Origin of the sequence: uncultured Salinisphaera sp., assembly GCF_964012375.1 — a bacterium.
Lineage (GTDB): Bacteria > Pseudomonadota > Gammaproteobacteria > Nevskiales > Salinisphaeraceae > Salinisphaera.
Genome location: NZ_CAXGSH010000028.1, coordinates 1 through 13695 on the forward strand (window position 1 = coordinate 1; position 13695 = coordinate 13695).

The 13695-nt window shown below is 65.0% G+C and carries 14 protein-coding genes; 3 read left to right on the plus strand and 11 right to left on the minus strand.

Annotation, left to right across the window (positions count from 1 at the left end):
* Positions 1 to 707: S41 family peptidase (locus ABNU97_RS06785; protein WP_348765994.1), on the plus strand; the 707-nt coding region annotated here is incomplete at its 5' end.
* A gap of 22 nt (positions 708 to 729) precedes the next feature.
* On the opposite strand, the gene ABNU97_RS06790 is transcribed toward ABNU97_RS06785, so the two are convergent.
* The 5 genes from ABNU97_RS06790 to ubiE are packed head-to-tail and all read right to left on the minus strand — an operon-like array spanning position 730 to position 4920.
* Positions 730 to 1311: a GNAT family protein gene (locus tag ABNU97_RS06790; RefSeq protein ID WP_348765995.1), complete on the minus strand. Its 582-nt coding sequence runs from the start codon at positions 1309 to 1311 to the stop codon at positions 730 to 732.
* A complete protein-coding gene (locus ABNU97_RS06795; RefSeq protein ID WP_348765996.1) occupies positions 1311 to 1817 on the minus strand; it encodes a GNAT family N-acetyltransferase in 507 nt (168 codons plus the stop codon). The genes ABNU97_RS06790 and ABNU97_RS06795 overlap by 1 nt, the downstream gene beginning before the upstream one ends.
* 11 nt (positions 1818 to 1828) lie before the next feature.
* A complete protein-coding gene (gene ubiB, locus ABNU97_RS06800; protein ID WP_348765997.1) occupies positions 1829 to 3448 on the minus strand; it encodes a ubiquinone biosynthesis regulatory protein kinase UbiB in 1620 nt (539 codons plus the stop codon).
* Positions 3448 to 4074, minus strand: a complete 627-nt coding sequence (locus ABNU97_RS06805; protein WP_348765998.1) for an SCP2 sterol-binding domain-containing protein — start codon at positions 4072 to 4074, stop codon at positions 3448 to 3450. The genes ubiB and ABNU97_RS06805 overlap by 1 nt, the downstream gene beginning before the upstream one ends.
* A gap of 42 nt (positions 4075 to 4116) precedes the next feature.
* The gene (ubiE, locus tag ABNU97_RS06810) at positions 4117 to 4920 is read right to left on the minus strand and encodes a bifunctional demethylmenaquinone methyltransferase/2-methoxy-6-polyprenyl-1,4-benzoquinol methylase UbiE (protein ID WP_348765999.1); all 804 of its coding nucleotides are present in this window, start codon (positions 4918 to 4920) and stop codon (positions 4117 to 4119) included.
* A gap of 130 nt (positions 4921 to 5050) precedes the next feature.
* Between ubiE and ABNU97_RS06815 the strand changes: the two genes are divergently transcribed.
* Positions 5051 to 6268, plus strand: coding sequence for a saccharopine dehydrogenase NADP-binding domain-containing protein (locus tag ABNU97_RS06815; RefSeq protein WP_348766000.1), 1218 nt, complete (start codon positions 5051 to 5053; stop codon positions 6266 to 6268).
* 118 nt (positions 6269 to 6386) lie between these two features.
* Here ABNU97_RS06815 and ABNU97_RS06820 read toward each other — a convergent pair whose 3' ends face one another.
* The 6 genes from ABNU97_RS06820 to ABNU97_RS06845 all read right to left on the minus strand — a co-directional run bounded on the left by ABNU97_RS06820 (position 6387) and on the right by ABNU97_RS06845 (position 12743).
* Positions 6387 to 7976, minus strand: coding sequence for a phosphoethanolamine--lipid A transferase (locus tag ABNU97_RS06820; RefSeq protein ID WP_348766001.1), 1590 nt, complete (start codon positions 7974 to 7976; stop codon positions 6387 to 6389).
* Positions 7977 to 8168: 192 nt separating this feature from the next.
* Positions 8169 to 9446, minus strand: a complete 1278-nt coding sequence (locus tag ABNU97_RS06825) for a HAMP domain-containing sensor histidine kinase (RefSeq protein ID WP_348766002.1) — start codon at positions 9444 to 9446, stop codon at positions 8169 to 8171.
* Complete coding sequence (locus ABNU97_RS06830) at positions 9433 to 10113, minus strand: response regulator transcription factor (protein WP_348766003.1); 681 nt, start codon at positions 10111 to 10113, stop codon at positions 9433 to 9435. The genes ABNU97_RS06825 and ABNU97_RS06830 overlap by 14 nt, the downstream gene beginning before the upstream one ends.
* Before the next feature lie 3 nt (positions 10114 to 10116).
* Positions 10117 to 11700 carry a glycosyltransferase family 39 protein gene (locus ABNU97_RS06835; RefSeq protein WP_348766004.1) on the minus strand — a complete coding sequence of 528 codons (1584 nt, stop codon included), beginning with the start codon at positions 11698 to 11700 and terminating at the stop codon, positions 10117 to 10119.
* Between the two features lies 1 nt (position 11701).
* The gene (locus ABNU97_RS06840) at positions 11702 to 12001 is read right to left on the minus strand and encodes a lipid-A-disaccharide synthase N-terminal domain-containing protein (protein ID WP_348766005.1); all 300 of its coding nucleotides are present in this window, start codon (positions 11999 to 12001) and stop codon (positions 11702 to 11704) included.
* Complete coding sequence (locus tag ABNU97_RS06845; protein ID WP_348766006.1) at positions 11994 to 12743, minus strand: glycosyltransferase family 2 protein; 750 nt, start codon at positions 12741 to 12743, stop codon at positions 11994 to 11996. The genes ABNU97_RS06840 and ABNU97_RS06845 overlap by 8 nt, the downstream gene beginning before the upstream one ends.
* A gap of 247 nt (positions 12744 to 12990) precedes the next feature.
* Here ABNU97_RS06845 and ABNU97_RS06850 point away from each other — a divergent pair, with 247 nt between their 5' ends.
* Positions 12991 to 13695 carry a phosphatase PAP2 family protein gene (locus ABNU97_RS06850; protein ID WP_348766007.1) on the plus strand — a complete coding sequence of 235 codons (705 nt, stop codon included), beginning with the start codon at positions 12991 to 12993 and terminating at the stop codon, positions 13693 to 13695.

Sequence of the window (13695 nt, forward strand, 5' to 3'; positions counted from 1 at the left end):
ATGTGCGTATCACCCAGTTCTCCAGCCAGACCGGCGACAGCCTGAAGCGCGAAATTTCCGACTTGAAGGACGAGGCCGAAGGCCCGCTGCGCGGCATCGTGCTCGATCTGCGCAATAACCCCGGCGGCGTGCTCAACTCGGCCGTGGACGTGGCCGATACGTTCATCAACGCCGGCGATATCGTCTCGATCCGCGGGCGGGCGCCCAACACCGATCAACAATTCGCCGCCACCCCGGGCGACATGCTCGACGGCGCGCCGATCGTGGTGCTGGTCAACGAAGGCTCGGCTTCGGCTTCGGAAATCGTCGCCGGCGCGCTGCAGGACGATAACCGGGCCGTGATCATGGGCAATCGCACCTTCGGCAAGGGCTCGGTGCAGACCATCGTGCCGCTAGCCAACGGGGCGGCCCTGAAGCTCACCACCGCGCGCTACTACACACCCAGCGGGCGTTCGATTCAGGCCGAGGGCATCGAGCCGGACGTGGGCATACAGAACGTGAACGTCACCGCCGCGGAATCGAGCAGCGTCACCCCCTTCTCGGAGGCGGACCTGGCCGGCGCCCTGTCCAACGACACCCGCGACAACCAGCGCGTGCCGGGGCCGTCGAACGATGCCACCGGTAGCGGCGATCTGGCCCAGACCGATTATCCGCTCTACGAAGCGCTCAACCTGCTCAAGGGCCTGCACATTCTGCGCAATCGCTAACGCGTGCGCGCGCCGGGCGCGCTCAGGCGGCGCCGGCCAGGCGTGATCGCAGGTTCGCGCGCACGGCCGGCCATTCGGCGGCGATGATCGAATAGACCGCGGTATCGCGCAGGCTGGCGTCGGCACGGATCTGGTGACTGCGCAGCAGCCCGTCCTGCTTGGCGCCCAGTCGTTCGATGGCCCGGCGCGAGGCGATATTCAGGCTGTGGGTACGAAACTCCGCGGCGATTGCGTCGTTGTCGTCGAACAGATACGACAGCAGCAGATACTTGCTTTCGCTGTTTATCGCGGTACGGCGTACACGCGCGGCATACCAGGTGTAACCAATCAACGCCCGACGATTGCCCGCATCCACGCCATAAAAACGCGTGGTGCCGACGATCTCGCCGCCGTGTTCGCGCACCACGAAGGCACGCTGTTCTGTCGCGGCCAGCGCGGTCTCGACATAGGCGCACATCTGCTGCGGACTCGGCACGTCGGCCACCCAAAGCCGCCAGGACTCGCCGTCGAGCACGGCCGTGCACAGCGCATCGACATGCCCGTGCGCCAGCGGCTCGAGTACGACGTGGTCGCCCTGCAGGCGCGTGCTATCCAGCCATCCCATTACAAACTCTCATCGACGCCGTCCGGCGCCCAGCGAAGCACGAAATGCGTCCGGTTGCGACTGGTTTCCTCGAAGCCCAGCCGCTCGTAGAACACCCGCCCCCGCTCGTTGCAGCGAAACACCTTGAGCGTGACCGCACAGCGCGCCTGCTCGGCCTGCGTTTGTACGTGGCGCAGCAGACGGCTTCCGATGCCCTGCCCGCGCCGGTCCGGCCTGAGTACGATATTGGCCACATGCAGTGACTGGCTCCGGCGCTGGGTCTGAATATAGCCGGCCGCGCGGCTGTCGTTGCCGGCACGCTGCATGATCACCCGCGGCGTGAGCGCAGCGAACAGCCGCTCGAAGTCGCGCTGCTGCCAGGCTTCATCCCAGCCCCAGAGCGCTTCGATATGGGCGCGATAGGCCTCGACCTGCCAGCGAAAAAGAATCGGCCGGTCGATGGCATCGGCCACGCGCAGCCAGAGCCGGTCGTCGACCGCCCCGGGCTCGAGCGCCGATGCACGCATGCGCTAGCGCGCTAGCCGCGCGAGGCCTGCACCCAGCAGGCCAGTCCGGCCAGGCCGCCGACAATCCCGACCCACAGCGGCACGGGCGGATAGATCACCAGCAGCACCCCGGAAACGACCAGCCCGGTGCCGACCACCGTCCAGCGCATGGCCCGGCGCGCGCTGCGCAACTCGCGGGTGATATCGGTAAGCGCGCGTTCGAGTTCGCGCGCGGCCGGATTGGTGCCTTCATCGAGGCGCTTCATGAGCGTGGGCACCATGCGCGGCAGGCTGTCCATGATCTGCGGCAGCTGGTTCTTGAGCCGCTCGCCGGCCACACGCGGGCTGGCGCGGTGGTGCATCCACTCCTCGAGCACCGGCTTGGCGGTGGCCCACAAATCGAGCTGCGGGTAGAGATCGCGGCCCAGGCCTTCGACGTTGAGCACGGTCTTTTGCAGCAGCACCAGCTGCGGCTGGACCTGATAACGATAGCGGCGCGCAATCTTGAACAGGCGTACCAGAAATAACCCGAAGGAAATCTCGGCCAGCGGCTTGTTCATGATCGGCTCGGACACGGTCCGGATCGCGCCTTCGAATTCCTCGATGCTGGTATCGGCCGGCATCCAGCCGGATTCCACGTGCAGCTCGGCGATCCTGCGATAGTCCTGGTTGAAAAACGCCAGGAAGTTCTCGGCCAGATAGCGCTGGTCGTCCACGGTCAGCGAGCCGACGATGCCGAAGTCCAGGCCCACATAGCGCGGCCGATGCGGTACTTCCGGCTGCACCAGGATATTGCCGGGGTGCATGTCGGCATGAAAGAAATTGTCGCGAAAGACCTGTTTGAAAAAGATCTCCACGCCGCGCTCGGCGAGCACCTTGAAATCCACGCCGGCCGCTTTGAGCGTGTCGACGTCGTCGATCGGCACGCCCCGCATATACTCCATGACCAGCACCGTTTCGGTGCTGTAGTCGAAATGGATTTCCGGGTGCACGATGAGATCGGAACCAGCCCAGTTGCGCCCGAGCTGACTGGCGTTGGCGCCCTCGCGCATCAAATCCAGCTCGTCGTTGATGATGCGGTCGTACTCGGCCACGATCTCGACCGGGCGAAGGCGCTTGGCTTCGGGGTGAAAACGCGCGGCCAGCCCGGCCAGCCGATACAGCACGGCCACGTCGCGGCCGATGCGTTCGTGCACGTCCGGGCGCAGCACCTTGACCACCACCTCACGCCCCTGCGCTTCGCCGTCGCGTGCATGCAGGCGGGCACGGTGTACCTGCGCGATCGAGGCCGCGGCCATCGGCTCGGTTTCGAAATACTCGAAGAACTGGTCGAGCGAATGGCCGTAGGCCGCTTCGATCAGGCGTCGTGCTTCGGCGCCTTCGAACGGCGGCACTTCATCCTGAAGCTTGGCCAGTTCTTCGGCCATGCCCTCGGGCAGCAGATCGCGGCGCGTGGACAGCGTCTGGCCGAATTTCACGAACACCGGCCCCAGCTCTTCGAGCGCCAGACGCAGGCGCACATTCAGCGGCTCGTCGAACGCGCGCGGCTTGCCCAGCAACCAGGTGGGCGCGGCATCGCCAGCGAGTTCGCCCAGGCCGTAGCGGCGCGCGGTGCGGATGATTTCCAGCATGCGCCGGCTGCGATCGAACATCAGCGGCTCCCCTCACTCACACGCGCTACCCGCGCCGATAGCCGCTCGACATCGTCGCGCAGCGTTTCGATTTCGGTCGCGAATTTTTCGTGTTCCCAGGGACCGATCACGTCGCGCGTTTCCTCGCGCAGATACTCGGCCGCCTGTTCCGGAAATTCACGGGCCGCGCGCGAAAACAGCGCCCGGACCTGCTTGATGCCCTGGCCAACGAAATAAGCCGGCACCGGCCCCAGCCGGGCGTCGATGACATCGGTGAGGTCGAAATCCACGCTGGCGAACAGATCGGAAAAGCGCTGGGCGACGCCGACATCGCCTTCGATACGCAGACCGCCGCCGGTAATGCCTTCGCGGCCGCCGGAAAACAGGATGCGCCCGAAGGCGGTCGAGGTGCCGGTCAGGCAGACGTCTGCCTGTGTATCCGGTACGCCGCGCAGCTGCATACCGTGGCGCTCGGCGATGAATACGAGCCGTAGCTGCAGATCGGAAAAACGCAGCTCCAGGGAATGTCCGGCAAGGTCCTCGCAGCGCGCGAGTGCCCGCGGGTCGTTGCCCAGATAACGATTGAGCGCGATCTCGGCCGCGCCCAGCGCGGGCGTGGGCAGGCTTCGCAGAGAAGAGTCCGTCATGACGAATCCGGGCCTGTTGAATGGCGGCGCGCAGCGCGCGCGCTAGGGCGCGTAACCGCGATGCACGGCGACGATGCCGCCGGTGAGGTTGTGATAGCCGCAGCGCACGAGCCCGGCCGTTTCCATCATCGACTGGAGCGTGCCCTGGTCCGGGTGCATGCGAATCGATTCGGCCAGATAGCGATAGGAGGCTTCGTCCTTGGCCACCGTCTTGCCCAGCCAGGGCAGCACGGAGAACGAGTAGATGTCGTAAAGCTTGTCCAGCCCCGGCACCGCCGGCTTCGAAAACTCCAGCACGATAGCCCGGCCGCCCGGACGGGTGACCCGCTGCATTTCGGCAAGCGCGGCCGGCTTGTCGGTGACGTTGCGCAGCCCGAAGCCGATGGAGACACAGTCGAAGCTGTTGTCGGCAAACGGCAGTTTCTCGGCGTTGGCGAGACAGTAATCGATATTTCCAGCCACGCCGCGATCGAGCATGCGCTCGCGGCCGTTGGCGAGCATCGCGCCGTTGATGTCGGAGAGCAGCACGCGCCCCCTCGGGCCGACGCGGCGCGCGAAACCCGCAGCCAGATCGCCGGTGCCGCCGGCCAGGTCCAGTACCTGCTCGCCTTCGCGCACGGCGGCCAGTTCCAGGGTGAAGCGCTTCCACGCCCGATGGATGCCCATCGACATCAGGTCGTTCATCACATCGTAGTTGTCGGCAACGGAATCGAACACCGCGCCCACGCGGCGCTGCTTTTCGCCGCGCGCGACGCGTTCGTAGCCGAAGTCGATCGTATCGTCGCCGGAACCGGCGTTGTCGGCGCTGCGTGCAGCGCGATCGTAGGAGTCGTCTTGAGAGACCATGGCGGACCCTGAATTGAGGCTGCGGCAAGCTTACGCGAGGCACGGCAGGCGGCCAAGCAGCGTCGACAATGACGGGTAATAGCGGTTGTCTAGTAGATTACGTCCATCTGTTCAAACGGTGCTCTCAGCTATGGATACACCTGCTTTCGATATCGTGGTTTTCGGGGCGACGAGCTTTGTCGGCCAACTGACCTGCCGCTACCTGGCCGAACGCTATGGCGACGACGGCGAAGTGCGCTGGGCGATGGCCGGACGCTCCAAGGCCAAGCTCGGCCAGGTGCGCAACGAAATCGGCAACCCCGAAGTCGCCATGATCGTGGCCGACGCCAACGACGCGGATTCGCTGGCGGCGATGTGTGCCCAGACCCGCGTGGTCATCTCCACCGTGGGGCCGTATGCGCTGTACGGCGAAACGCTGGTGGCCACCTGTGCCGACAGCGGCACCGATTACTGCGATCTCACCGGCGAGGTGCACTGGATCGCGGCCATGCTAGACAAGTACGAAGCGCGCGCCAAAGCCAGCGGCGCACGCATCGTCAACTGCTGCGGCTTCGACTCGCTGCCGTCGGATCTGGGCGTGCATTTCTTGCAGCGCCACGCGCGCGAACGCTTCGGCGCGCCCTGCACACGGGTGAAGCTGCGAGTAAAAGCCATGCGCGGCACCTTCTCGGGCGGCACCGTGGCCAGCCTGGTGAACTTCGCCAAGGAAGTACGGGCCAATCCGGCACTGCGCAAACAGCTGGCCAACCCCTATTCGATCTGCCCCGAAGGCTATCGGCCCGAAGTGCGCCAGCCCAATCCCAAGGGCGCCTCCTTCGACCCCGACGCCAACAGCTGGATAGCGCCGTTCATCATGGCCAGCTGCAACACGCGCGTGGTTCAGCGCAGCAACGCCCTATCGGGCCAGGCCTACGGCGCCGAGTTCAAATACGATGAAGCAATGATGACCGGGCGTGGCACCAAGGGCCGGCTCAACGCCTACGGCCTGGCCGCGGGCCTGGGTGGTTTTCTCGTCGGCGTGGCCATCAAGCCCACGCGTGCGCTGCTGCAACGCTTCGTGCTGCCCGAGCCCGGCGAAGGCCCGAGCCCGAGCGCGCAGGAAAAAGGCTTCTACGACATGCGCCTGTTCGGCACCACCGCGGCCGGTGAAAAACTCAAGGCCAAGGTCGTCGGCGATCGCGATCCGGGCTACGGCTCCACCTCCAAGATGCTCTCCGAGGCGGCGATCTGTTTAAGCCAGCGCGGCGAAACCGAAGGCGGCTTCTGGACCCCGGCCACCCTGCTTGGCGACGCCCTGATCGAACGCCTGCACGAACGCGCCGGAGTGACCTTCGAACTGGTCGATTAAGCGCCGCAAGCGCCCGGCCGATCAACCTGTCCCGATCGGCTGGGCCAGCGCCCAAGAATTTGCCCCGCTAAGCGCCCGCGTCAGACCGCGCATGAACAGCGGGCTGAGGGCAGCAGCCTCAGCTCGCGGCGCGGCAGCCCCGAAAAATATCCGAACCCGGGCGATAAACCTGGGTCTGGACAGCAAACAGGCCGAGCACCGTATCGAAGAGGTTGTCTTGCGAGTAGTCGTTGTGCTGCAGCCCCGCCAGGCAATCACGGTCGAGTCCGAAGGTCGGTGACAACCAGGCCAGCGCCGGTACGTGGGTCTGATACGAGGGTGCGAGCGCGTACGGAAAACCGTGCAGATACAGCCCGTCCTCGCCCAGCGATTCGCCGTGGTCTGAGAGATAGAACAGCGCGGTAGCATCGCCTTTGCGCTTGGCGTCACGCGCGAGTAGCGCAATAAGCTCGTCGAGGACCGCATCGGTATAGACGATCGTGTTGTCGTAGGCGTTCACGATTGCCTGACGATCGCAGTTCTGGGGCTCGTTGCTTTCACATACCGGCGTGAATCGCTCATAGCCCTTGGGGTAGCGCTTGTAGTATTCCGGCCCGTGGCTGCCTTTCTGATGCAGCACCACAAGCAGGTCGCCCGATGTGGCATCGATACGCGATTCGAGCCCGCGCAGCAGGATTTCGTCGAAGCATTCTTCGTCGTTGCACAGCGTCGAATCGTCGGCATGGGACAGATCTTGGCTGGGCACCCGTGCACATACGCCCTTGCAGCCGGAATTGTTGTCGCGCCAGAGCACGTTCACGCCGGCATGGGCGAGCACGTCGAGCAGGCCTTCGGTATAGCGTGCATCGGTGCCGTCGTAGTTGTGTCGATCCTGGCGCGAGAACATGCACGGTACCGACACCGATGTGGACGTACCGCAGGAACTGAACCGGGTGAAGTTGACCAGATCGCGTCGCCCCAGCCGTGGATTGGTATTGCGCGCATACCCATCCAGCGAAAAATTGGCGGCGCGGGCGGTCTCCCCAACGACCAGCACCACCACCCGTCGAGGCGCACCCGCGCGCGTCTGCTGGTGCGCATCCGTGCCCAGCGCCTCGACGGGCCGGTCGGCAGCCTCGGCGGTCTGGGTAAACGCTTCGATCGCCGCGTACAGCGGATAGGTCGGATTCACCAGATAGCGCAGTTCGCGATTCTGGCGCAGCACGAGGGCGAAATCCTTGTAGTGGCTATACACGCTCACGCCCAGCACCGCGATCGCGACTGCTAACGTCAGCGCGCGCACACCGGTCTCGCGCCAGACGCTGCGATAGCGCACCTGCCAGAAACACACCACCAGCGCAGGCAGGATGCCGGTCAACAGAACGTGGCGTATCAGCGCCGGGCTCAACAGCCCGGCGGCCTCGCCGCGGTCGGTCTCGAGCATGTTGTGAATCATCGTGTCGTCGATGACCACGCCATAGGTGCTCATGAAATAACTGGCGAACGACCCCACCAGCAACAGCATCACGACGGCCGGCTTGAACACGTAGCGCAGACCAAACAGCGAAATGAGCAACACGAAGAAAGCGACCATGGCCGCCGCGAGCGCGAGACCGAACCCCAGGTGGCGCGCCACGCCGATATCGGCTTCGGCGATCACCGTTTTCCAGAACACGTTGTTCAGAAAAACGGCGATGAACGCGGCGGCCACGACGGTGAGCCCCGGCACGCCGCTGGCCGGTCGCGGCAGCCTTTGCAGCCATGCAGCCCGACCCGCTCTGAAACCGTGAGCCTTCGACGCCATACCAACGCTCGCCAACGATGAATTTCGTCGCCGAGCATGGCGCGCGGAGCGTGTCCGACTGATCGCGCTTGCGTTGTTATTTCGTTATGGCGGCGCCGGGTTGGCAGCGAACGAACTTCACGCCGCGAAATACAGCACGAATTCGGTGCCGGCGCCGACGTTGCTGTCGACCTCCACGCGCCAGCCGAAGCGTTCGCTGACACGTTTGACCAGATACAGTCCCAGTCCCTGGCCGCGGCTATGCTGGCCCTTGAAGCGGCGGTCGAACAACCGCGACAGTGCGGCCGGTGCAATGCCCGCCCCGTGATCGCGAATACTCAGGCCGGTGGCATCGAGACGCACGTCGATCCGTGCGCCGTCGCCATGCTCGATCGCGTTGCGGAGCAGGTTGTTCACCACCGACAGGACCATGCTGGACGGCGCATTGACATGGACTTCGGTTTCAGCCTCGAACGCGATCGCGGCCGCTGTCTGCGCCGAAAACAGATGCCCCTGCATGGCAATGGCTTCGCGCACGACCGGGCTGACCGGTGTATCGAAAACCTCGCTGCCCTGCTCACGCGCGAACAGCAGAAGCGCCTCGATGAGCTCATGCATGCGCGTGGCCGCGGCCCGCGCCCGTGCAAGACGCCGCTGCGACTTGGCCGACAGATCCCGGTCTTCCACGATCAGATCCAGCGAGCTGATTACCGTGGCCAACGGCGTGCGCAGCTCGTGGCTGGCGTCCTCGGTGAAGGCCTGCTCGCGGGCGACGAAGGCATCGAAACGATCGAGCACGCCATCGAAGGCCTCGACAATGATATTGAGCTGCCGATCGCCGGTAGCCGGGGTGAGATCGGGGCGCTGCTCGCCCGGTACGATCGCCGATACGCGATGGGCCAGCCGGCGCACCGGACGCATGACCACGTGCGATAACCACAGTGCGACCAGCACGGCTAGAAACATTGCCCCAAGTCCGGCGATCCAGGCCACGCCGATCAACTCCTTCTCCAGGCGTTCTTCGGGCGTGAGATCGAGCAGCACATACAGGCTTTGATCGCCGATATCGCGTCGCGTGGCCTGATATTCGTAGTCCGCGCCGGGCAGCCAGACCTCGTGCGACTCGCCGTTGCGAATGGGTTTCACGCTGTCCGGCAGGCTGTCGGTGTCGCCCTTGGGCACGACATACGTCTCCAGGTTCGGCCCGAGCAGATCCAGCAGCTGCGGGTCGCGCCGATACAGGGCGTCCACCCGGTCCAGTTCACGGGCGAGCTGGCCGTGGGTCATGTCGTGTTCGAGCACTTCCAGAAACGACGACACGGCATAGACCATGCCGCCCAGCACCACCAGCACCGGCACCAGCGTGGCTAGCAGAATACGCGGGCGCAGCCCGGGCCGCAGACTAAAGCTTGTCATCGTCGGCGAGCCGGTAGCCGATGCCGTGTACCGTCTTGAGCAGCTTCTGGGGGAACGGCTTGTCGATGATGCCGCGTAGCTGATGAATATGACCGCGTAACGCAGCCTCGCTATCGGGCGGATCGTCGCCCCAGACCGCGCGTTCGACGGTCGCCGTACGGACCACCGCCGGTGATGCCCGCATGAGCAGCTCGAGCATGCGCATACCGGTGGGCGTGAGTTCCAGGCGTCGGCCCCCGCGGCGCACGATCAGGCTGCGCGTGTCGAAGACCAGGTCGGCCACGCTCAACTGCTCGCTGGCGCCGGCCGCGCGCCGTACCAGCGCCTTGAGCCGCATATGCAGTTCCGGCAGCGAAAACGGCTTGGTGACATAGTCATCCGCCCCCGTCTCGAAGCCGGTCAAGCGGTCGTTGAGCGTATCCCGCGCGGTGAGCATGAGAATGGGCACGTTATTGCCGGCATCCAGGCGCAGGCGTTCACACAGCGACAGACCATCCAGGCCCGGCAGGCTCAAATCCAGTACCAGCACATCGTAGCGGTTGACCGCGGCGAGATGCAGCCCGGTAAGACCGTCCGCGGCGTAGTCGACAATATCGCCGCGCTCTTCGCAGTATTCGCCGATATTCGCGGCCAGGTCGTCGCTATCTTCTACAATAAGGATATACACGCTTTAACTCCCCGAGACTGTATCGGCGCTACAGTCGCGGCCGGCCGCGACCCAACTCGCCTGGAACTCCGAATCGCGCGGGCCGAGCACCGAGTCCAGCACCAGGCGCTGGGCGAGTTCGGCGCGCCGCTCCTGCGGATAGACCAGCACGAGCCGGCCGCGCTGTGTGCCAATCCAGTCGCACACCCTATCCAGCGCCTCGAAACCGCGGGCCGGCCGGCCCAGATAATAAGAATAATGCGCAGCATCGATATCCCACACCACGACCGGAGTATCGGCATCGACCACCCCGGCCAGGCGCTGGGTGAAGGCCAGCTCCTCGTAGCGCTGGCTGCTCCAGAGTTTCGGCACGGCCCCGCCCTGAAACAAACCGATCGCAAATGCGATGGCGACCCAACCGGCACTGCGTGCCGTGTGCCGCTGCGAAAGCGCATGACCCGCCGCAACCAGCGCGACGAGCGCCGCCAGCACGCTCGCCAGACCCGCCAAACCGCTCTGGTAGAGCAGCCAGGCGAGCCCCGCCGCGACCACGACAAGCACGAGAGCCACGCACACACGCGCTGCCGGCACCCGAACGAGCGCGGCCGCGAACACCACCATGGCCGGCGCCAGCCAGGGCAGCATATAAATTTCGCGATACTGCGGGCCGAGCGTGAACACCGCCATCGCAAAGAGCACGCCGAAGGCGAGCAGGCCGGACGGCCCGCGCCGATCGCGCCATATCTGCAGCCCCGCCACCGGCAACAACAACGCCCATGGCAACCAGAGTAACGGTGTACGCAGGAAATAGAAGGGCGCAAACAAACGCGTGATATCCACACTCAACAGCGCACCGGAGACCTGGGAATCGTCCAGCGTGGTCGCGCCGATCGCTGCGCGCAGCCATAGATACCAGGGCAGCACGACGACCGCCACGATCGCCAGGCCTGCCACCGCATGCAGCCGCCGCCATACGGCGCGCCAGCCGGTACCGAAAAGCCCCTCGTAGACCACCGCGCCGCCCAGCATGATGGCCGGCGCCTGGGGGCCCTTGGTCAAGGTCGCCAGTGCGAACAACAGCCACATCGCCCAGGCCCCGTAACGGGCTTGTCGCGGCGACACCTCGCGCAGGGCAAGCCAGACGGCCAGAACGGCGGTGGTCCAGAACGCATAGAGCATGTCCGGTCGGGCGTTGTGCCCGTATTTGAAGGCCGAGAACGATGCCACGCACATCAGCCCGGCCAGCAACCCGACACGCGGCTCGAACAGGCGCGCGCCCATCCAGGCCGCGAGCAGCGCAATACCCACCAGAGCGAGCACGGACGGCGCGCGTGCCAGGGCCGGGCTGACCTGTGCCTGCCCGGTCACGGCGCCGGCGCCCGCCACCAGCCAGTAGCTCAACGGCGGCTTGGTCAACCGATATTCGCCGTTGAGCCGTGGCACCAGCCAGTCGCCGCTTTCGAGCATGTTCTCGGCGGTCTGGGCCACATAGATTTCATGGCTTTCCAGCGGGATATCGCCCATGCCGCGCCCGGCGGCCGCCAGTCCCAGCAGCACAATGAAGACAACCGCTGCCAGACGCTGATAGCCCGATCGTGACAGCACCATGTCAGGTCTCGGCCGGCGCGGACTGCGAATGCCCGTTGCGAATCAGATACAGATTGCGGGCATAGATGAACACGCCGGTACTCTGACCCAGGATGAACACCGGATCGGCGCGGTAGATGGCATAGCCGAGCAACGTGATGCCGCCAGCGATGCTCAGGTACCAGAATGCCACCGGCACATGGCTCGCTCGGCGGCGCTCGCTGGCGATCCACTGCACGATGAAACGCGCCGAAAACAACGCCTGCCCAACCAGGCCGAGGCCGATCCAGGCGAGATCCTGTGTCTGAAGCGCATCAAACATGGGATTCCTCGGATTCGAAACGACAGGCACGACGTTGCAACCACAACACCCCAACCAGATCGACCAGGCCAACCCAGAGCCGATTGCGTACGCCGTACTTCGACTGGCCCGAGTGACGCGGGCGATGCGATACCGCGATGCTGACCACCTCGCCACCATCGCGAACGAACAGCGCCGGCAGAAAACGATGCATATGATCGAACGCCGGCAGACGCAGGAAATCATCGCGCGCAAACACCTTCAGGCCACAACCGGTATCCGGACAGCCGTCGCCCAGCAGCGCCTTGCGTAAACGATTGGCACAACGCGACGACAGCCGGCGCAGCGTGCTGTCGTTACGCTGCTGGCGCCACCCCATCACGAGCACCGGCCCGCTGCTGCGGCTCTCTCGATAGGTCTGCACAAGACGTGGGATATCGGCCGGCGGATTCTGGCCGTCACCATCCAGCGTGACGATCAAGGGTGCACGCGCGGCACGCACGCCGTTGGCGATGGCCGCACTCTGCCCCCGATTGCGGGCCAGACGCAGGACCCGCAGCGCTGGCACGCGCGCGGCTGCACGTTCGAGCACTGCGGCCGTGGCGTCGGTCGACCCGTCGTCGACAGCGATGAGTTCGTAGTCGCCCAACGCAGAGAGCGCCGCACGCAGCTCATCGATCAGCTGCTCGACATTGTCCTGTTCGTTGTAGAACGGAATGACCACGGTAAGACCGGGCCGCTGCGAACAACGCGCATCGGGCATGTCAATCCGAGTCCCGCTCGACATAGCAAAACCGCCCAGGCTGCGCATCCAGCCTCCTGCTTGTAGGGATATGTCGCACGATTATCGATATGGCCGATAACTGCGCTGTTAGCCAAGCGTTTGTTTTTCGTTCGCCGCGGTCGCGGGGCCGCCGCGCGCACGAATTTCCGACAGCACACCGACAAATGGCGAACGCGTATCCGCACAGGCTTCTGGCTTGGTCCCGCCCGCACACCAGGCCTCACACATGACATCCGATCGCCTGCGGCTTGTCCGCAGCCACATGCCGACGATCAACAGACCGTTCCTGGTCTACCCCGGTCTTGCATTCATTACAGGCCTGGTGGTCATCCGCGCTTTCGATATCGACCGGCTCTGGGCGGATTGGCTGTATGGCGTGGAAGGCGGGCACTGGGCGCTACGCCATGCCTGGCTGACTTCGCAGGTGCTGCATGATGACGGGCAACGTTTTTCGATCGCCTGGGGTATGGCCCTGCTCGTGCTCACGGCGATGAGTTGTTGGCATACCCGACTGCGGCCGTGGCGGCGCGGCCTCGTGTGCCTGTGTGCGGCAGTACTTGCCAGCCTGCTACTGGTATCGCTGAGCAAACATCTGCTGGCGCTGCCCTGCCCCTGGGATCTGCAACGCTATGGCGGCGATCTGGCCGGCAGCGCCTATACGCTGTACCCCGGCGAGGTGGGTGGCTGTTTTCCGGCCGGGCATGCCGCCGGCGGCTATTGCCTGGTCGCGCTGTATTTCTTCGCCCGCCACTATCACTTACAGCGCCCCTGGCTCTGGCTGCTGCCCGCGGTGTTCATCGGTCCGCTCTACGGCCTGACACAACAGCTGCGCGGTGCGCATTTTCTATCGCACGATCTGGTCAGCATCGCGCTTTGCTGGTTCGTGAGCTATGCGGTATTTGCCTTCGCAGAGGTTTGCCGCAGGCACTGA

Excerpts from the sequence above, each read along its gene's own strand:
- ABNU97_RS06790 (WP_348765995.1), bottom strand. The coding sequence starts at position 1,311 with ATGGGATGGCTGGATAGCACGCGCCTGCAGGGCGACCACGTCGTACTC.
- ABNU97_RS06795 (WP_348765996.1), bottom strand. The coding sequence starts at position 1,817 with ATGCGTGCATCGGCGCTCGAGCCCGGGGCGGTCGACGACCGGCTCTGG.
- ubiB (WP_348765997.1), bottom strand. The coding sequence starts at position 3,448 with ATGTTCGATCGCAGCCGGCGCATGCTGGAAATCATCCGCACCGCGCGC.
- ABNU97_RS06805 (WP_348765998.1), bottom strand. The coding sequence starts at position 4,074 with ATGACGGACTCTTCTCTGCGAAGCCTGCCCACGCCCGCGCTGGGCGCG.
- ubiE (WP_348765999.1), bottom strand. The coding sequence starts at position 4,920 with ATGGTCTCTCAAGACGACTCCTACGATCGCGCTGCACGCAGCGCCGAC.
- ABNU97_RS06815 (WP_348766000.1), top strand. The coding sequence starts at position 5,051 with ATGGATACACCTGCTTTCGATATCGTGGTTTTCGGGGCGACGAGCTTT.
- ABNU97_RS06825 (WP_348766002.1), bottom strand. The coding sequence starts at position 9,446 with ATGACAAGCTTTAGTCTGCGGCCCGGGCTGCGCCCGCGTATTCTGCTA.
- ABNU97_RS06835 (WP_348766004.1), bottom strand. The coding sequence starts at position 11,700 with ATGGTGCTGTCACGATCGGGCTATCAGCGTCTGGCAGCGGTTGTCTTC.
- ABNU97_RS06840 (WP_348766005.1), bottom strand. The coding sequence starts at position 12,001 with ATGTTTGATGCGCTTCAGACACAGGATCTCGCCTGGATCGGCCTCGGC.
- ABNU97_RS06845 (WP_348766006.1), bottom strand. The coding sequence starts at position 12,743 with ATGCCCGATGCGCGTTGTTCGCAGCGGCCCGGTCTTACCGTGGTCATT.
- ABNU97_RS06850 (WP_348766007.1), top strand. The coding sequence starts at position 12,991 with ATGACATCCGATCGCCTGCGGCTTGTCCGCAGCCACATGCCGACGATC.